18 protein-coding genes are annotated in these 19,465 nt (G+C 38.6%); 8 read left to right on the forward strand and 10 right to left on the reverse strand.

All coding sequences use genetic code 11. The features are described from left to right. Positions 1 to 200: 200 nt before the first annotated feature. From CLV96_RS14105 to sthA, 5 genes are all read right to left on the reverse strand, one after another. Positions 201 to 587 (reverse strand): TIGR04452 family lipoprotein, encoded by a 387-nt coding sequence (locus CLV96_RS14105; protein WP_243836505.1) that lies wholly within the window; start codon positions 585 to 587, stop codon positions 201 to 203. Between the two features lie 162 nt (positions 588 to 749). Further along, positions 750 to 1,298 (reverse strand): HAMP domain-containing protein, encoded by a 549-nt coding sequence (locus tag CLV96_RS14110; RefSeq protein WP_004787883.1) that lies wholly within the window; start codon positions 1,296 to 1,298, stop codon positions 750 to 752. Positions 1,299 to 1,378: 80 nt separating this feature from the next. Continuing rightward, complete coding sequence (locus tag CLV96_RS14115; protein WP_004788078.1) at positions 1,379 to 2,416, reverse strand: FecR domain-containing protein; 1,038 nt, start codon at positions 2,414 to 2,416, stop codon at positions 1,379 to 1,381. Between the two features lie 5 nt (positions 2,417 to 2,421). Beyond that, a complete protein-coding gene (locus CLV96_RS14120; RefSeq protein ID WP_020777109.1) occupies positions 2,422 to 2,919 on the reverse strand; it encodes an RNA polymerase sigma factor in 498 nt (165 codons plus the stop codon). A gap of 123 nt (positions 2,920 to 3,042) precedes the next feature. Next, positions 3,043 to 4,446, reverse strand: coding sequence for a Si-specific NAD(P)(+) transhydrogenase (sthA, locus tag CLV96_RS14125; RefSeq protein ID WP_004787863.1), 1,404 nt, complete (start codon positions 4,444 to 4,446; stop codon positions 3,043 to 3,045). A 175-nt stretch (positions 4,447 to 4,621) separates the two neighbouring features. Between sthA and CLV96_RS14130 the strand changes: the two genes are divergently transcribed. From CLV96_RS14130 to CLV96_RS14140, 3 genes are all read left to right on the forward strand, one after another. Then, positions 4,622 to 7,393, forward strand: coding sequence for an adenylate/guanylate cyclase domain-containing protein (locus CLV96_RS14130; RefSeq protein ID WP_004788232.1), 2,772 nt, complete (start codon positions 4,622 to 4,624; stop codon positions 7,391 to 7,393). Positions 7,394 to 7,510: 117 nt separating this feature from the next. Next, a complete protein-coding gene (locus CLV96_RS14135; protein WP_002975579.1) occupies positions 7,511 to 8,146 on the forward strand; it encodes a peroxiredoxin in 636 nt (211 codons plus the stop codon). Between the two features lie 43 nt (positions 8,147 to 8,189). Further along, a complete protein-coding gene (locus CLV96_RS14140; protein ID WP_004788023.1) occupies positions 8,190 to 8,606 on the forward strand; it encodes an OsmC family protein in 417 nt (138 codons plus the stop codon). Between the two features lie 19 nt (positions 8,607 to 8,625). Here the strand turns inward: CLV96_RS14140 and CLV96_RS14145 are convergent, their stop codons facing one another. From CLV96_RS14145 to dinB, 3 genes are read right to left on the reverse strand one after another with little or no spacing between them, the layout of a single operon-like run. Next, complete coding sequence (locus CLV96_RS14145) at positions 8,626 to 9,384, reverse strand: DUF547 domain-containing protein (RefSeq protein WP_004787975.1); 759 nt, start codon at positions 9,382 to 9,384, stop codon at positions 8,626 to 8,628. A gap of 52 nt (positions 9,385 to 9,436) precedes the next feature. Further along, positions 9,437 to 10,138 (reverse strand): alpha/beta hydrolase, encoded by a 702-nt coding sequence (locus CLV96_RS14150; RefSeq protein WP_004788106.1) that lies wholly within the window; start codon positions 10,136 to 10,138, stop codon positions 9,437 to 9,439. A 3-nt stretch (positions 10,139 to 10,141) separates the two neighbouring features. Continuing rightward, positions 10,142 to 11,218, reverse strand: a complete 1,077-nt coding sequence (gene dinB, locus CLV96_RS14155; RefSeq protein WP_004787992.1) for a DNA polymerase IV — start codon at positions 11,216 to 11,218, stop codon at positions 10,142 to 10,144. Between the two features lie 76 nt (positions 11,219 to 11,294). On the opposite strand from dinB, the gene CLV96_RS14160 reads away from it, so the two are divergent. Together CLV96_RS14160 and CLV96_RS14165 are read left to right on the forward strand one after the other, a co-directional pair. Continuing rightward, on the forward strand, positions 11,295 to 12,428 hold the full coding sequence (locus CLV96_RS14160) for a PP2C family protein-serine/threonine phosphatase (protein ID WP_208325409.1): 1,134 nt from the start codon (positions 11,295 to 11,297) through the stop codon (positions 12,426 to 12,428). Beyond that, positions 12,425 to 14,425 carry a PAS domain-containing sensor histidine kinase gene (locus CLV96_RS14165; RefSeq protein ID WP_004787954.1) on the forward strand — a complete coding sequence of 667 codons (2,001 nt, stop codon included), beginning with the start codon at positions 12,425 to 12,427 and terminating at the stop codon, positions 14,423 to 14,425. Before CLV96_RS14160 ends, CLV96_RS14165 begins: the two co-directional genes overlap by 4 nt. On the opposite strand, the gene CLV96_RS14170 is transcribed toward CLV96_RS14165, so the two are convergent. Continuing rightward, positions 14,409 to 14,804 carry an ExbD/TolR family protein gene (locus CLV96_RS14170; protein WP_004788057.1) on the reverse strand — a complete coding sequence of 132 codons (396 nt, stop codon included), beginning with the start codon at positions 14,802 to 14,804 and terminating at the stop codon, positions 14,409 to 14,411. The genes CLV96_RS14165 and CLV96_RS14170 overlap by 17 nt on opposite strands. Next, entirely contained in the window at positions 14,791 to 15,264 is a 474-nt protein-coding gene (locus tag CLV96_RS14175) for a MotA/TolQ/ExbB proton channel family protein (protein WP_196795754.1), read from the reverse strand. Before CLV96_RS14175 ends, CLV96_RS14170 begins: the two co-directional genes overlap by 14 nt. 16 nt (positions 15,265 to 15,280) lie before the next feature. Between CLV96_RS14175 and CLV96_RS14180 the strand changes: the two genes are divergently transcribed. The 3 genes from CLV96_RS14180 (at position 15,281) to CLV96_RS14190 (ending at position 19,465) form a co-directional block, all read left to right on the forward strand. Further along, positions 15,281 to 16,006, forward strand: coding sequence for a ubiquinone/menaquinone biosynthesis methyltransferase (locus CLV96_RS14180; protein ID WP_004787841.1), 726 nt, complete (start codon positions 15,281 to 15,283; stop codon positions 16,004 to 16,006). A 178-nt stretch (positions 16,007 to 16,184) separates the two neighbouring features. Next, positions 16,185 to 17,993 carry an LruC domain-containing protein gene (locus tag CLV96_RS14185; protein ID WP_040917463.1) on the forward strand — a complete coding sequence of 603 codons (1,809 nt, stop codon included), beginning with the start codon at positions 16,185 to 16,187 and terminating at the stop codon, positions 17,991 to 17,993. A 68-nt stretch (positions 17,994 to 18,061) separates the two neighbouring features. Next, complete coding sequence (locus CLV96_RS14190) at positions 18,062 to 19,465, forward strand: AMP-binding protein (protein ID WP_004788138.1); 1,404 nt, start codon at positions 18,062 to 18,064, stop codon at positions 19,463 to 19,465.

Below are 19,465 nucleotides of genomic sequence, written 5' to 3' on the forward strand. Positions count from 1 at the left end.
ACAAGTAAAGTGTTGAAATACCAGAGAATATTGTATAGAATTGACTAGCAAAAGTGTAACCCATGTGAGTGATCTAATGTGTTACCGATGTGCCTTTCCATACAAAACACCGTTCCCGTAATGCGACATAAGATCAATTATGGGAAGTCACATATTGTCTCACATAAGAATCTACAAAGAAACCCCAGTCGTTGCATCATCTAAAAATCGAAAGTTGTTACCTCTTTGATTTCGCAAGAAAGTTCAACGGAGGCATAGTTTGGGAGTGCCAAACCCAAAAGGTAGATATTCTTTTCACATGAGTCCACGGTGTCTCGTTTGTAGTATTTGTCTGGGTTGATCTCGGCAAGAATTGGAATTAAAACTCCATTCAATAAGGAGGATGAGGCTTCTGCTCCAGCCGAACCGACACCCAGTGGCGCAAATTTGACTCCATCAATCCTACGTGAAGCTTCTAACAGTTTTGCTTTCGCATCTGCACCAAGGATATTATCAGAACTCAACCTAGCAAGTGTTGGTTGGCTGCATCCAATTCCAAAACTCATTAAGATGAGGAGGACATTTGAAAAGAAATAGGTTTGGTTCATTTTCATAATTCAGAAATCATATGGATTCTGAATAGAAAGTCAAATCGAAAGAATTTTCGAAATGGAATGGTTCTAAATGTGCAAAAGAATTTTAGGAATCTTGACCCCTGTCCCCAAAATTAGTTGGGGACTTTCTGGCCAAGCGACATAGTTGATTTGTGTTTACTTACGACTGGGAGAACCAGCCACTCGTTTTTGAATGACTTCATTCAACACTTCCACCAATTCTTGGAACTCATCACCTTTTCGAATGCGAATGGTTTCAATGGGATCTCCCGATGCCATACGCTGTAAAGATCGTTTGATACTAAAAACAGGCCCTGCCATTTTATGTGATTTGAAAACAGAAAATACAGTGATCAAAAGTAAATACAGGATAGAAAGTGTGACAACTGCATCAAACTGAATGGTATACATATTCAGTTGGTGGTCATAACTAGGAAGGTAAATCTCGCGAGGGACAAACTTCTCTTTTGTTTCACCAGGAGATGGATCTTCGTTTTCTACTTTCCAAAACACAGTTTGTGCATCCTGGCGAAGACGAAACACGGCACCTCCATCATACTTGGCTTGGTTCAACCAATAGAGAAAACCTAAAGTCACAAGTACCCCAGATATAAATAACAAAGAATAATGAGCTAAAAACTTTAATTGGAATTCCTTATCGATGAGATAGTGAAAACGAAAGGTTTTTTTGTGATTTTGAGACATGGTTTCTTTTAAGGTATTCCCCTAGGGCGTTCAGGAAGACCTTCTCAGAAAAAGACAATATTGTCAAAAACTTATAGAGATTAACGAATTTTTTCTGTTTCTAAGATCTTTTGGATCGGTATTTCAATCAAACCTTCTAATCCTTGGAAGTGAAGGTGTGTTTCTGACTGACCAAGAATGACTCCTCGGTATTCTGTTCCATCTTCCAATCGTACAAGTTCTAATCTTGCGTGTTCTTCGTACAGCATTGACTCACGAGCAAGAATGGTTTGTGTTTGAAATGCTTTGAGTTCTTTCTCTTCTTTCGAATGCAACGCAGATGAAGAGAAAGGCAATGTTTCTCCAAGTTTGATCACCGTTTGTTGTCGGGAATTAAGAATGAGATCCCCTACTGCCACCGAACCTTCTCGCACTGCCACAATTTCCGATTGTCCATCAAATTGGACGCTGAAAACAGTTCCTCTAACTTGTGTAAGATGTTCACCAGCCTGCACAACAAAATGGCTATCTTTAGAAAGTTTAGAAACGGAAGCAAAGATCTTCCCTTTTTTCACAGAGAACTTTTGCGATTGAGAATCATTTGATTTTTCGATTACGTCCATCACTACTTCTGAATTAGGAGTAATCCGCATCCAAGAACCAGTTTCAAAATCCAGATCAATTTGCGAAGTCCCTTCCGTAATGACAATATCTCCGGACGCTAGTTGGTAGAGTTTTACCAGAGGAACAGGTTTGGAACTTCCTTGCGGAAGAACGGAAACCTTTCCCTTCACTGAAGAAACAAGAACTTTTAGAGGTGAAACCACCGGTTTGGATTCTTTGGCTGCAGAAACTGCCACTTCAGATCGATCTGGTGCAGATGGATTTAGGAAAAAAACAAAGAAAAGAGCCGCCGCAAGAGATAAAGCTGACCCTCCAACAAATGCAAGCCCCATAGGTTTGCGGAAAAAAGAAATTACGTTATTGCTAGAAATTGGTTCTGGTCTGTATTCGAATTGGATCTGACGTTTTGATACAGTTTCCCAGGAAGGAAAAACAACCGATTCCGTCTTTTTGGCGGGTTTCCGAAGGAGTTCTTCCCATTTAGCGATTGTATGTTGCTTATCAAATTCGTTCATTGATTCTAATCCGGTACCAGATTTTCTCTTTTGGCTATGGCCAACACTTTCTCAGTGGCCCTAATGACCAAACGAGAAGCAGTAGAAACCGAAACTCCTAAGACCTCAGCAATTTGTACAAGCTGAAACCCTTCCACATTTTTGAGTAACAAGGCAGACCGCTCTTCTTCCGAGAGTTCTCCCAAAAAGGAATAAAGCCGATCTTCTAAGTCTTGGTATTCCGCTTTGGTTTCGAGTTTTGGATTGTGGCTATGAAACTCGATCTCATCGGAAACAATCTCTCTTGTTGTAGAAAACTTTTTAGCATAATTAATCGATAAATTGCGGGCAATTGTGTACAAAACCATGACGGACTTCTCTTCCGAAAGGCCAGCGTTACCATAATGTTTATGGAAACTTAAGAAACTGTCTTGCATCAAATCCATTGCCGTGTCCGCATTTTGAGTGTACTTGTAGAGGAAGTCATAAATCCGTTTATGGCTTCTTTCATAAATTTGACTCATTGAGACAGTTTTGTCTGACACAATCTTGTATGTGTTGGTAAAACCGAGTCTCTGACAAGTAAAATCCCGTTCCTCTCTGTAAAAGTAAACAAACGGGACAGGTCAGATTCTCAAGGAACTAGATTATTTTTCTCTTAAAAGGGCATCATTTGCAGCATTTTTATAGGCACCAATCATTGTTGGGTAGTTAAAAATGTGTTCGGTGAAATACTCAATCGGAGCCTTGAGATTTACCACACACTGCCCAAGAGCAATGAGCTCTGTTGCTTTATCAGAAATGATATGAACTCCCAAAACTCTTCTCGATTGGTTATCAAAAATGATTTTTAGAAGACCCACTTGGTCTCCACTGATCTGAGCGCGGGTGATGGTATCAAACCTTGCCATTCCCACTCCATAGGAAACTCCACGGGCTTTGAGAGCTTCTTCCGTTGGTCCAATGGTGGCAATTTCCGGCAATGTATAAATCCCAATGGGGAATTCTTCTGCATCTACAGGCACCGATGGGTGACCAAACATATGTTTTGCGACATAAGCTCCTTGGTACATGGAGACAGATGCCAAACTAGGAAATCCAATGACATCTCCACAAGCATAGATATTAGAAATATTGGTTTGGTAATTTTCATTTACCACAATTTGTTTTCTGTCGTTTGGAACGATTCCAACTGATTCTAATCCTAAGTTATCTACATTCCCCAATCTGCCACGAGAAATCAAAACTTGATTGACTCGAACCACCTCTCCTTTGTTAGTTGTGAGTTCGAATCCTTCTTCATTCGGAAGTTTGTTGTATTTTGTTATGGAAGAATCCACATGAATGGAAATCCCTGATTGTTGCATGATCCGAGTCATTTCACCCGATACATCTTCATCCAGAAAACCAAGGATTCGACTTTGGGAATCAAAAAGATGAACTTTCACGCCGATATGAGCAAAAATTGTAGCGTATTCCGACCCAATGATTCCTGCACCAACTACGGCTAAAGAAGCAGGCATCTTTTTCATCGCAAAAAGCCCATCACTGTCGTAGACCAGTCCATCTTCAAAAGGAATGTTTTCGTTTGTGGGCCTACGAGGACTACTACCCGTGGCAATGAGAATGTTCTCGGTTTCATAGACTTTTTTTCTACCGGCGGAGTCTGTCACTTCTACATGATTGGAATCGACGATCTTCCCCCAACCGGTAAGAGTAGTGACTCGGTTTTGGATCATTTGTTCCCGGGTGACATCTTCTTCTTTTTCAATCACAGTGGAGGCACGAAACATAAGCTCCTGTAAAGTAAGCATCGCTGGTTGTGGTGATTGTAATCCGTGTAGATTGGACAATTTTAAATTTCGATAGAAGCGACTTGTTTCTTGTAAGGATTTGGAGGGGATGGTTCCATAATGGACACAACCTCCACCCAAGTAAGGGTCTTTTTCTATAATGGCTGCTTTTTTTCCCATTTTGCTTGCTTGGATAGCAGCTTTTTGCGCGGCAGGACCGCCCCCGATGGCGAGTAAATCAAAACGATTGATGGACATTTGCTAAAAAAACAATACCGACGAAGTGAAAAATAGCAAGGAAAAATTGACAAAACAAATCGGGAGTCCCGTTCTTCGTCTTTTTCACCTAACAAAGTACTACATGAAATACAAAATATCTTGCTTTGAAAACTCATGGTCTCATGTTTCATCCATCCCTATGGAATTCTTTAAAATGATCCAATCTGGACTTACTTCCGTCTGGAAAATCCTTTCCGAAGGAATTAGAGCCAAACTTGCATGGTTTACTGGCACCCTAATTGCACTTACAATTCTTTTACTTTCTATTATCACAGTTCGCCAACAGACGGCCATCCTCTCCGAGAGTTATGAAAAACAAGCGGCAGTCTCCAAAAATTTCATCGCAAGTTTGGTGATGGAAATTGAGAATATATCGCAAAACTTAATTCGGATAGAAGAATTCAAATCAAGGATCGAAAGGCAAAGAGAAGAACTAAAAAAGTATCGAACTGCGAAAGTGGTCACCAAGAAAAAAACAGTTTCTGTCTTTGGGTTCCAAACTAATCTTTTTGGATCACTTGGCACTTCCAAAGTAGTGAAGAAAGTAGACACTTTTTTTTCCGTTTATTTAACAAAGGATGATGTTGATGTTTTAGAACGTGAAATTCGCCACCAACTCCGAGAAGCAGCCAACAGAAATATCAGTGAAAGAGAATGGAATACCCTTGTTAGCCTTGCATCTTCTTATGTAAGAAACGAAGAAAAGTATTTGGAGATACAAAAACAAACTCCACCGGAAGATCCAGAGGCAAAAACAAATTGGGAAACCAATGTTAAAAATTTAAAAAAAGAAATTCGAAATCATAAATCACAATTGGACCTTTTTATAGCCAAGTTCTATGCAGATTCTAAAAAAAGAAAACTAGAAGAACTTGGGCTTGATACCAAACTCTTTCGGATCCAAACCTTCCCTCTTTCTGCAATGATCCAAGGGGAAACATCCCTTGCTTCTTTTGATACGCAGATCATAGATAATACATCCCCACTCGCCAAAATGGATCAGTTTGATCAGATGGAAGAGAGTTTAGTAGAATCTTTCCAACGATTTTCAGATGATATTTCTTCACTTGATGAAAACGAAAAACAATATGTTTATGAATGGGAAGAAAGAGAAATCCAAGCCCTCCATTCTCCCCTTTTTCGTCATCAAAACTCAACGAAAAGAGCTTTCAACCTAAGTAGTGTTAAATCTAGCTTAGGAGACTATCGAGAAGTGATCAAAGAAGACTATCGGATCACAAATGAACTTTCGGAACTCATTCCAAAACTAAGAGAACGCATTCAATTTTTGAAAAATGCAAAACCACCGATCCCTCCCGCAAAGGACAAACTTTTTACCAGTTTCTATAAATCTTATGCGGAACTGATCGATGAAAGAGATAAAATCTTTGATGAAGTCACCACAAACTATCCCATACCGTTGGAAACTTGGGAAAAAATCGAAGCATTACGTAGTTTGCGCGATGTAACCTTAGAAGATTGGGTTTTGATGAAATTCAAAACAGATCCCACCGAATACGAACGTTATTACCAAGATCCTGATGCACGGGAAATTCAAAGGAATCGTTGGAAGGCCATTCGCAAATGGATTCTCACTGCCGAACAAGAAACTCCTACGAAAGAATTAAAAAAACTATTCCCAGATGGAAGTTTTGGTCATTCCCGAAGTGAATCAGAAGAAATCATGTGGAAGTTAGATGGGACTCATCTTTTGGAATCGGAAAATGTTCCGAATCTTGTACTACGTGATAATTTTTCTGGACTCATTCGAACACTGGTCGATAGAACCGATGGAATTCGTGCAATCAAAGACAATAGAAATCAAATTGTATTCACAGCCATTACCATCTGTTTGGTGGCAATTTTATTTGCTATTTTTATCTCGGGTGTGGTGGTCCAAAAAATTCGAAACATCATTCGAAGTGCTGAAGACGTTGGGCACGGAAATCTTCATGTCCATTTTGATGATGGTGGGAACGATGAATTTGGGAATCTCACAGTCGCATTAAACCAGATGGTGTCTGGATTAAAAGAACGTGAAAAAATGCGAGGGGTCCTCGGAAGTATGGTGGACCCCGTGGTAGTGGGAGAAGCCCTCAAAGATTTAGAAAAACTAAAACAAGGAAGCGAAAAAATCATCACTGCTTTCTTTTCTGATATTGCTGGATTTAGTACGATTTCCGAAAAATTAAATTCCAAAGAACTTGCAAATCTTTTAAACGAATACCTGTCTGCAATGACCATCATCCTCAAACACCATGATGGTGTTTTGGATAAGTACATCGGGGATGCCATTGTAGGAGTTTTTAACGCCCCACTTGATGTGGAGAATCATTGTTTAAAAGCCGTTTCTGCCAGTGTAGAAATGCGAGATAAACTCGAAATCTTAAAGGCAGAGTGGATCGAAAAGAATAAATACATTCCCGAAGCCCATACTATGAAGTTCCGTATTGGACTAAACATGGGTTATGCGAAGGTTGGCTTTATGGGCACCGATGCCCTGGCTTCTTATACGATGATGGGTGATACTGTCAATTTAGCAGCACGCTTAGAGGCTGCTGGAAAAGACTATGGAGTTTGTATTTTGGTTTCCGAATTTGTTCATGATGAAGTCAAAGATCATTTTTTCACAAGAAAGTTGGATATTGTGCGTGTGAAGGGAAAAACAAAACCAGTCACTCTCTATGAAGTCAGAACTAAAAAAGGAGATGAGTCGGAAGAGGATCATCAATTTGTGGAAGCCTATGAAGCTGCCCTTTTCTCTTATTTGAACCGGAAGTTTGAGGAAGCAGGAAAAAAATTCTACTCTCTACTGACCACCACTGGGGATGAGGCATGTAAACTCCTCTGGGAACGTTGCCAATATTACTTAGAAACTCCCCCTGAACCGGATTGGGATGGTGCTTTTACAAGGACAAAAAAGTAGGAAATCTACGAAATATTTCAATAAAATGGAAATTTCATCCAATAAAGTATAACAAATTCTTGCATTTTCAGAGGTGACTTTTAGAATTGGAATCACTCATCTTACAGGAGACAAACCATGGCACTACGTTTAGGCGACGAAGCACCGAATTTCCAAGCGGAAACCTCTGAAGGCAAAATTGACTTTCATGAATATTTAGGACAAGGTTGGGGGATTTTATTTTCTCACCCAAAAGACTACACTCCAGTCTGCACAACAGAACTTGGATACGTAGCAAAAATTAAACCAGAGTTCGAAAAACGTAATGTGAAAGTGATCGCACTTTCGGTTGACCCTGTTGACAGCCACAAAGGTTGGATCTCCGATATCAACGAAACACAAGGAACCAAAGTCAACTACCCAATCATTGCGGATGCAGATCGTAAGGTATCGAACCTTTACGATATGATTCACCCGAATGCCAGCGAAACCACTACAGTTCGTTCTGTATTTGTTGTTGGACCTGACAAAAAAGTAAAACTAACTCTTACTTATCCTGCATCCACCGGAAGGAACTTTGATGAACTTTTACGAGTGATTGATTCATTACAACTCACTTCTCAATTCAGTGTCGCAACTCCTGCAAACTGGAAAGACGGAGAAGACACAATCATCGTTCCTTCTGTTTCTGATGAGGATGCAAAGAAAAAATTCCCTAAAGGATTTCGCACGATCAAACCTTATTTACGTTACACACCGCAACCAAATAAGTAAATTTTAAACTTGGCGGGTTCTCCCACCCGCCTATTTTATACTTATGCATATCAAACTGAGTCGTATTGAAACTCCTTATGTTTTAGAAGCATCAAATGAATCTGGAAATTCCATTCGTATCGATGCTTCTCCCGAGATCGGCGGAAAAAATTCTGGCCCAAGGCCCATGGAACTTTTGATTATGGGACTTGCTGGTTGTAGTAGCATTGATGTTCTAATGATTTTAACAAAACATAGAATTGAAGTCCTCGACTACTCAGTAGAAGTAGATGCAGAAAGGGAAAAAGTTGAAGAAGCCAATCTATTTAAAAACATTCATATGAAATTCAAAGTGAAGGGAGATTTTAAAGAAGAACAGGTAAAACGTGCCATTGATCTGAGTTTAGAAAAATACTGTTCGGTAGCCAAAACATTAGAAAAAACCGCAAAAATCACTTACGAATTTGAATTAGTTCCTTAAACAATCCCTTGGCCTCGCCTTATTTTAATTCGTTTAAGTCCCAACTGTATTCGTTATAAACAATTTTGGCATCTGGTTTGATGGTTTCTTCAAAGCCTTCCTGCACATACTGAATGAGGGTTGTTTTTTTTGTGAAGTCCGTTTGGAACCAATTAAAAATTTTGCTTAAGTACAGAGTGTTCGTTATTTTATCATAAGAATTCTTTTTTGGATTTTTTAAGAATCCAAGTTTGGCAGATTGGAGTTGTTTTTCTAAAGAATTGGGGGTGTAAGCTTCTGAAACCAAAAAAGGACAACCAATGGATGCACAAACAATTGCAAAGTGAATCCTTGGTTCATTAAAATCCTTTCTTAACTTTTCATGTTCGATCCAATCCAAATGTCTAGACTTTCCTAGGAGAGAAAAAAATTCTTTTTTCCAAGGGATCCCGCGCGCTAAATTAATCTTAGAAAAAGGAGATCCAATTTCAGTAATACTCTCTATTGGGTAGTGGTCTAAAATGAGTTTCACAGTAAAGGCATTGTATGCATTGATTAAAAAACTCATTTTTTCTTTTTCGTTGAATCCTTGGTATTGAGCCTCGGTCACTTTAGAAAGAGATTCTAAGTATTGTTTTAAGGAACCTTCTTCTGCCTGAATTCCTTTATAAGAAACAAGTCCGTTTTTTACATTTTTTTTAAGAATGGAATCCCAAACAGAATGTTTATGATCAAAACTTTGGGCAAAGGTCCCTTGCCATAATCCAATACAAAGAAATATAATAAGAAACTGTTTCATGATAACCACCCGTTGTTTAGACAGAACTAAACCAATTTACGAACCAGAAAATTTACGATAAACTATTCAAATAACGGCTAATCCCCTGGATCACCGGTGCGGGGATTTCATGTCCCCCATTAAAAGCAATGAATTCTCCAAGGAGACCTGAATTACGAAGCAACTTTTCTAGTTTTTTTGCATTCGCATAACCAAGAATAGGATCAAATTCTCCATGAGATTGGAAAAAACGTAAAATTGATTTTTTTGGAGCCAATTCTTTCCAAAGTGATTCATTTACAAGTGCACCTGAAAGGATCATAAGTCCTTTGGAGACTTCTTCTTTTCGAAGTGTTAAATCTGTTGCAAGCATAGCACCTTGGGAAAACCCGCCAAGGATTAATTGATCCCACGGAACACCAAGAGCATCTAACATTAAATAAGCGGCTTCTCTAGCAACATCCATTCCTTCTGGATCTTTGTCGGCAAAATTTCTAAAATCATTTTTACGAATTGCTTCTTCCAAAGCGGCCATATCAATTGGGAACCAAGCTCGGCCTGAATAACCTGGCATAAGAGGTACACTCAAATGCCCATGTGGGAAAACCCAATTGAATTTTTGGTCAGTCACTAACACTTCATGGATGGGATATAAATCGAAGGCACTGGCACCATAACCGTGAAACAAGACTACCGTTGGTGCATCTGAATCTCCCTTAACTCGACGGACTTGTAAAGGTCCGAGGGATTCTAAATCGTTTTCATTATCTAACATAGTTTAACCGAAAAGTGAAGGTTGGTCCTCATTTTTTGAATCGGAAGAAAAGTTCGTCACAGAAATTCCTAAAAGCCTTATTTTCTTCATTGGTTCTGTGTTTTCCTTCCAAACATTTGCCAACAGATTCGAGGATTGTTGGAAAAGGTTGTCTGCCAAGTAGAAAACAGATTCGGAAGAAATAGATTTTTGTTTCACAGTGAAATCTTCAAATTTGATTTTTAAAGTCAGTGTTTTTCCTTGTTTATTTTTCCTACCCATTCTCAATTCTAATTCTTTAGATAAATTCTCTAATGTGAGTAACAAATAAGCAAAATCTTCTGAGTCGTGCGAAAAAGTTGTCTCGACCCCAATCGATTTGGGATCTCTAAAAGGAATGACTTCCCGATCGTCGAGCCCCCTTGCCATCCGATAAAACACGGCACCCATTTTTCCAAATTCCCCAACTAAAAAAGACTCTTCCGCCTTTCGTAATTCTGATCCTTTGGTATATCCTAATTGCGAAAGGCGTTCGTAAGTTTTTTTCCCAATTCCAAAAAAACTATACAACGGGATGTCATCTAAAAATTTTTCTTCTTCTCCCGGAAGAACCACATATAGACCGTTAGGTTTATTTTTTTCCGATGCCATTTTTGCTAAAAATTTATTTTGAGCAACACCCGCAGAACAAGTAAGTCCCGTTCGATCAAATATTTTTTTCCGAATTTCTTTTGCGATCGTACTTGCTAGAGGAATTTGTAATTTGTTGGATGTGACATCTAAATAAGCCTCATCCAATGACAAGGGTTCCACTAAGTCGGTATATTCCAAAAATATAGAACGAATTTCTTTGGAGATTGATTTATACACTTCAAATCTTGGTGGAGTAAAAATGGCATCTGGACAAAGTTTGTAAGCCTGAAAACAAGGGATAGCAGAGCGAACACCAAACTTCCTAGCCTCGTAACTTGCCGCACATACCACTCCCCTTGAATGCGGAGAACCACCCACAACGACAGGTTTCCCACGCATTTCGGGAAAATCTCTTTGTTCTACAGATGCATAAAATGCGTCCATATCAATGTGGATGATCTTTTTCATTTCTCTTGTATAACCAAATCAAACTTTATCAAAAATCTCTTGCCAAATGTTTTTTGCAACGAATCCTTCATGAATTGTGAACACAAAACAAGCACCGAAAATTTTGGTGGTCGATGATAACGAAACCAATATTGAGATTATCACTCATATTTTACTTGGCCAAGGATATGAGGTGGCGGTTGCTTACGATGGTGAATATGCTTTAGAATTGGCGGAGGCACTTGACTTTGACTTAATTTTATTGGATATTCTACTTCCAGGGATCAGTGGGCTTGATGTTGCCAAACGTTTACTTGTAATGGATAGGTCAAAAAACACCCCCATTCTTTTTTTATCTGCATTGAATGAAACAAGCGATATAGTCAAAGGATTAGAAACAGGAGCTGTTGATTACATTACAAAACCATTCCAAGAATCCGAAATTCTAGCAAGGATCAGAACTCATATCAAAATCAAAACGCTAGAAAAAGAAAGAATCGATCTTTTACAAGCCATTCAAAAAGACCTGGAACTTGCAAAATCAAACCAAGAAAATTTAGTCACCTTCCAATTCCCACCTTCCCCACTTTATCAAATTTATACATCTTATAAGCCTATGGAATTAGTCGGTGGAGATTTGATCACCTACGATTTGTTACCTTCCGGCGATTTAGACATTTTATTTGGAGATGTAACTGGTCATGGGATTGCGGCTGCTATGGTTTCTCTTATGGCTATTATTACTTTCAAAACAATGGATAAATCTTTTTTATCACCGAGTGAAAGTTTATATTGGATTCATAGTACACTAACACCTCTCATCAGCACTCATTTTATTAGCGCAATCTATTTACGTTACAAAGCGGAAGAAAATCTTTTGTCCTATTCCATGGCTGGCCACCATCATATGTTTTTGATTCGTGAAAATAAAATCATCAAACTTGGAACAAAGGGATTTTGCCTTATGATGTTTCCTGATCAACTCAATGCGGAAAACGAAGATATTTTTCTAAATTCGGGAGACAGATTGTTTTTATTTTCTGACGGTATGTTTGAAGTTCCTAATGAAAAAGAAGAATACTTAGGAGACCAAAAATTCGCAGAAATAATCGAAACAAGAATTCATCTTCCTTCAAAAGAATTTCTGGAATCCATTCAAGATGAAGTTTTGGTTTATTCTGGTGGGAAAGTAGCAGACGACATGACAATGTTGCTTTTGGAAATCAAATGATTGACGAGTTTTTAGCCATTTTGATTGCATCTGGTTTGCTGTTTGTAGCCTACTATTATCACAATGCATATCGAAGAGAAAAAAAACTAAGGTTAATCCTCTTTAGAAAAAATTTAAGTAATTCGGAAGAAATTGAACGCACCATCCGAGAAAAAGAAAAACAATACCAAGATATTTATGATACAGCAAACTCTATCATCATTCGCTGGAGTCCAGATTTTAAAATCCATTCGATCAATCCTTATGCAGAAGAATTTTTTCAAATAGGAAAAGACTCTGCCGAAGGTAAGGATGTGGTATTGGATTTATTTCAAATCCCTTTCGATAAATCCAACGAAGTTAAGTCCCAATTATGGAATATCTTTCACAGACCAGAACAAAATATCCGTCAAGAATATGATGTATTCATTGGAGAAAATGATAAACGCACTGTTACCTGGTCAAATCGAATTTTAAAAAATGAATTCGGATATCCTTACGAAGTACTTTCCATTGGGAATGATATCACTAACCGAAAAATAGCTGAAGAAAATTTAATGAAGTCTTATGAGAGAATCCTAGATCTCTACAACAATGCTCCTTGTGGTTATCACTCTCTCGACAAAGACAATACTATTGTTTCCATCAACGATACTGAACTCGACTGGTTAGGTTATTTGAGAGAAGAAGTTGTAGGGAATTTTAAATTTAGCGATTTAATGACAGAAAGCAGTCAAGATAAATATAGACTCATTACCGAGTCTTTCCCAAATGAAAACCTAACAGGCGTAGAATTAGAATTTCTAAGAAAGGACAAATCTACTTTTTTTGTTAGTTTAAATTCAACGGCTACTTTTGACAAAGCGGGCAATTTTGTAATCAATAAGTCGACTGTTTTCGATATCACAGATCGCAAACTTGCAGAAGACAAGTTAAACGATTATTCTCAAAAAATCCAATTACAAAACAAACGATTACAAAAAGCAGTAGAAGCTGCTATCAATGCAAATCGTTCAAAATCGGTTTTCTTTTCAAAAATCACACATGAATTGAGAACTCCACTTCATGCAGTCATCGGGTTTTCACAAATTTTAGAGAAGGATCCAAACCTTCCCAATCATCTTAAAGGTTATGTTGATTCTTTATATGAAAACGGAGTCCATCTTTTAGGAATGATCAATGACATTTTAGATCTTTCAAAAATCGAAGCAGGAAAAATGACGGAGACCCGAGAGTCTTTTTCTCTCTCCCAACTTTGGGACACATTGTTCTCTATGTTTTCTTATCGGTTTTCCGAAAAATCAATTAGTTTTGAACTGTTGAATTCCTCGGCAATCGAGTCCTGTTTTTATGAATCTGACTTACAAAAAATTCGCCAGATACTTGTCAATTTACTGGGGAATGCTTTGAAATTTACAAGCCAAGGTTCTGTCAGTTTAGAAATCAAGGTGACTCGGAATCCAGAACATTCTTTTGATATGGTGTTGTTTATCGTTAAAGATACAGGGATAGGAATTCCAAATGATCAATTACATTCTATTTTTGAAGCATTCCAACAAACTGAACAAGGAAGTTCTTATAAAGAAGGAACGGGACTTGGTTTATCCATCTGCCATCAGTTAGTTGAATTTTTAGGAGGAACCATCTACGTTAAAAGTACCATTGGGAAAGGATCAGAATTCGGATTTGAAATTCCTTTGACTCGGTTAGAAACCATTTCGAATGAACTAGTAGAAAAATCGAAGATAGGTCCAGTCCATACAAAAGAACTGGGCCAAATCGCAAAACAGGATGAGTCAGAAGTAGAGTTTGTTCAAAACTTTTTAAACACTTCACCACAAAACTTAAAAAAAGAAATCTTACAACTGATCAGGATTCAAAACTTTGGGCAACTCATAGGTGTTCTAGATGCGATCCAAACCGAAGACAAAGGGAAATTGATCCTAGAACAAAAAGTAAAAAACAAAAAATATAAGTTTTTAATCGATTTGGTTCAATCCTCTAATCCTTCCGAGTGATGATATCAATTTTTTGATATCCATTCGCTTTTAATACATCAGTCACAAAAACAAAAGATTCAAACAAAGCCCGTTTATCAACTTCCAAAACTACACTAGAATCACCGTCTTGGTTTTTAGGAACCAACTGAAATAGAGATTCTTTTGAAGTTTCTTTTCCATCAAAATAGATAACACCTAAATGATTGATTAAAATTTTAAACTTTGGCGTTTCTTCCCCAATCGATTCCGTTTTAGATTTGGGTAGGTCGAGTTGCAAAGTGGACGTAGTTTCTGTAAAGCGAACTGCCAACATTAAAAAAATCAGCAAAATAAATAAAACATCAATCAGGCTACTGATATCAATCAGTGCATTTGAACTTGATTTACGGAGTTTCATTTTTGTTCGAAAAATCCTTTACCAAAAGTTCCGAAATGTATCGAATTTTATTTTCGGCGAATCTGTGAAAATAAAGTGAAGGGATTGCCACAAGTAAACCCGCAATCGTTGTGTTGAGTGCATCTTTGATCCCTCCAGCTAACACTTCCAAGCTGACCTTCCCTTGTGATTCCATTGCTCCGAAAGCGGAATTGATTCCAATCACCGTACCAAGTAATCCAAGAAGCATGGAGAGAGAAGCAATCGTAGGCAGCCAATGAATGGTCCTTTCCAAAGGAGAAAAAAACAATTCTAGTTCTTCATCCGTTGGCTCTTTGGGAAAAAGTAAAATACGATAATCAGAATCCTCTAGTTTTCGAAGTCCCAATACGATTCGGAAGAAAAAATAGAAGGAAGTCAGGGAAAAACAAAAAAGAAGAATAAAAATCAAAATTGCGGGAATTGAAAATGTCCAATTCATGGATGTATCGACCTCTATGAACCAATACCAACTCCCATCCCAAGAAAAGAAACCGGAATATGTAAGAACCAATTTTGATGGTATCGCTAAGGCTTATGATCGGTTCAACGATTGGAATAGCTTTTTTCTCCACAGGATTTGGAAAGATTGGGTGGTAAGAGAGGCTCGGAAGAGCGTTCCTTCTGCAAAATCCGCCTTAGACCTTTGTTGTGGGACAGGGGACATTACCCTTAGGCTTTCCAATGACCCAAACCTGAATCGTGTGGTAGGCCTTGATTTTTCAGAGAAAATGTTGTCTTTTGCCTTCCGTAAAATACCAAATCAGCCCAAAGTCGAACTCCAAATTGGGGATGCAATGAACCTAAAACAATTTGCCGACGGTAGTTTTGATATTGTAACGATGGGATTTGGACTTCGCAATGTGTCGGACTTACGAAAGTGTCTTTTGGAAATCAAACGAGTGTTAAAGAAAGATGGAGTTTTTGTGAATTTGGATGTTGGGCGTGTGAGACCAAAATTCTTAAAATTCTTTGCCGATTTCTATTTTTTCAAAATTGTTCCCCTATTCGGGTATTTGCTCTATGGAAAGGAAAACGAGATGTTTGATTACCTCCCTCATTCCTCAAAAACCTATCCCGACCAAGAAACCCTTGCAAAAATTCTCACAGAACTTGGATTCAGAAATGTCAGGTTTCAGAACTTTGTATTTGGTAATGCCGTAGCACACGTAGCAACTAACTAAGATTAAATAGTAACAAATCAGATTTATGTCTGATTTGTTTGGTGATTGGTTCTTTTTTTTAATCGATGTCCGTACATCTCCCCAAAAATCCAATGGATTTCCCTAAATTTGATTAAATCGGCGTTGTTTTTTTAGGTATTTTGTCGTTTAATTCCCTATGCAGGTAGGATTTCTCAACATGAAACGATGGTTCGTTCTTTTCACAATTCCCCTTTTGCTGTTGGACTGTTCCAATAAAAAGAAAGGTTTATTACTCCTCCCATTTTTGGGTTTAGGTGATGGAAGCACACAACAAGCTTCTGCGTCTTCAGCCGATACCGGTAATGGAACATTCACAGTGGTTGGATTAGAAACCACTGACCCAAACCAAGTCACCGCTCCGACAGAAACAACCGGTGGTACCACAGACGGTGGCGCTACGACTGGTGACCAAACCACAACAAGTCCTGATCCGGTAGTTACGACACCACCCACTGCACCGGTTGTGACAACTCCAACTCCCACACCGACTACTGTGAACAATGAAACAACAGTCGTAGTGGTAGACCAAACTAACGGTGGAAATTTCAATTTTGAAACCAATGTTACCGTTCCAGTCACTGTAGTGGTTGAAAACGAAGCAGGACCAGTGGCAAATGCACCAGTGACGATCACGGAAACAAGCACCACAGGTGATCCAAATGTAGTTGGAGTGGGAACAACAGATTCGAACGGTTCAGTTACGATTCCGATTAGTGTACCTCCAACTGTCACAACCGTTGAAATTAGTGTGATCGGTGTGAATCCAACAACTGGAGAAGTAGTCGAAATTACAGGATCAGCTCCAGTACAACAACCAGCTCCAGCAACTGGTTCTGGATCAGAATCGGGAACAGTTGTTGTCGCCCCAGTGATCAATGTCGATACAACTAACTTTCAACCAGTTAATGGTTGTGTGCAGGCAGTAGACACTGATTGTGATGGTGTAGCAAATGCTTACGACGAATTCCCAGAAGATCCTAGCCTTGCAACAACAGCGCGCTCTGGTCGATATACCATTGCTTTTGAAGATATGTATCCTTCCGCAGGAGATGCGGATTTAAATGACCATTCAACTGTTTTTAGCACAGAGATGGACAAAACTCCAACAAACAAAGTAAAGACACTTCGTGGAACTTATACCCATGTAGCGAAAGGTGCAGGATACAACCATGAATTAAGACTTTCTTTAGATGTCCCAACCAATGCAACAGTGCAGGTGAATTATCTTGATGGGAGTGGCAAACCATGGAATGGATGTGCGGCTGCTTCTAAATACACTGCCAATGCAGCGGGAGATTGTACTGGTGGAACTTTAAACGCAGCACAACTCAAACGAGGAGTTCTGATTCTTCCAAGTTCTGACAAAACTCTTTTTGGTAGCAAAAACGCTCCGAAAGCAGGTTCCACTTTTACGATCAATGATTTTGTTCGTGGTGTCACGGCTCAGGTGACAATTACCTTTGAAGAACCAGTAGATTTGAATGCGACTAAAAACCTTGTAGGTGGTCATCTCAACTACTTCCTTGCCATCAACCAAAAGACAGATGGAGTTTTTAGACAAATTTACCGTCCAGGTTATTTTGTAGATAATAAGGGGAAAGATTCCTTTATCGATAAAAATGGTTTCCCATGGGCTATCATTGTCCCAGGGATCTTCAACCACCCAACAGAAGGTGCAGACATTCGCAATTCGTCTACTTCCGGTTATATCTTCTTTAACTCTTGGATGCAATCCAATGGAGTGGCTCATAAAGATTGGTATCTACATGTGGATCAAATCCCGGCACCTAACCGCCCATCTTATGTGGTTCGCGTCAGTGATTTTTATGCTGATAATGGATTTTCGGCTTACCTCATCAAAGCAGTTCGCAAAAACGCATGGGAAGTTTCAGCAAGTTTGATAGTCGTGGGAGCTGCCCTTGGGTTCCTCATGAAAAAGCGATTGGAAAAAAAACAAGCAGCTTAACTTAACAGAGAATCCAACCTACAAAAGAAATCCTTCCTTCATTCCATGGGGGGAGGATTTTTTGTTTTATGGCCTCAATCCTTCGGTTTGCAACCAACGAATATTTCCTTTCTGGAAACTTTGATTCTGATTTAAAATCCCAAAATCCTATCCTTGTGGATCCACTCTGGAAAGGAACCAAACTCGAAACCCACCTAAACCATTTTTCGTTACCTACGCTTACGTCCGAACAATCCTTTTGTCTTGTTACTTCTGGTTCTACTGGCCTTCCTAAAATGGTTTGGAAAGAATGGGACGAAATTGAAAAAGAAGTTTCCTATTGGGTAAACCAACAGGACATCCAAACTCTTTTTACTAGTGCTACCAAAGTGTATGTGCAAGTTCCTCTCTGCCACTTGTACGGACTCATTTGGGGATTTTTCATTCCAAAACAATTGGGAATCAAGGTTCAATGGAACAACCCTGAAGGAAGTGATTTATGGATCACATCGGCACCATTTCTGCAGAGAACAGTAAGTTCCCAAAACCCACTTCCCCGTGCGGCGGTTGTATCGGGAATGAAATTTCCAGTCCTACTATCTCGCCACCTTCGTGATTTAGGCGAAATCTCTGTCACAGAAATATACGGTTCAACAGAAACAGGAGGAATTGGTGTACGTGACCCACTCCGACAAAATCGATTCCAAATCTTAGAAGGAATAGAAACAAAAATTCGTTCTGAAGAAGGAATCGCAGAAACGGAACTCCAAATCCGAAGTCCATTTTTATCTCATAAATCTTTTTTATTGAAAGAAAAAGGTTGGGAAAAACAGATCATATCACCTAGCGAATATTATTCCACAGGAGACTTGGGAAACTTGTCCGAATTAGGATGGTTTCTTCTTGGAAGAAAAGACAGAATCATCAAACACAATGGGAAACGAGTATCCTTAGATCGAATTGAATCAGAAATTTTAGGTTTAGGATTAGAAGGTGAATTTGTTTGTGTTCCTGTATCAGACGAATTGGGAGAAACGATTGGCCTTTTTTCTTCAAGTTCTTTGTCTGGACCAGAAATTTTAAAAATTTTGAGAATGGAGTTACCAGAAAGCCATATACCGAAGGTTGTACTTTCCAACCTCTCTTTACCGAAACTACCAAATAGCAAACCTGATTATCCAACGATTACTAAACTATGCAACCTGGAATTCCAAAAGATTCAAACGCAAAAGTTAAATACAAAAAGTTCTAAACCAATTAATTTTCAATCTAGTATTCCTGAAATTTTAGAAACCATATTGGGAATACAACCTGATCCGGATAAACATTTAATTTATGATTATGGAATGGATTCGATTCAATATGCTGATTTGATTTTAAAATTAGAGAAAAAAATAAAACACAAAATCCCAGAAGAAGACAAACGCACTAGTTATTTTTCTAGTGCTTCCGGGATCGAAGAATATATACAGGAGAAACTCTATTTATTATAA

The sequence above is a fragment of the Leptospira meyeri genome (assembly GCF_004368965.1).
In the GTDB taxonomy this organism is placed as follows: domain Bacteria; phylum Spirochaetota; class Leptospiria; order Leptospirales; family Leptospiraceae; genus Leptospira_A; species Leptospira_A meyeri.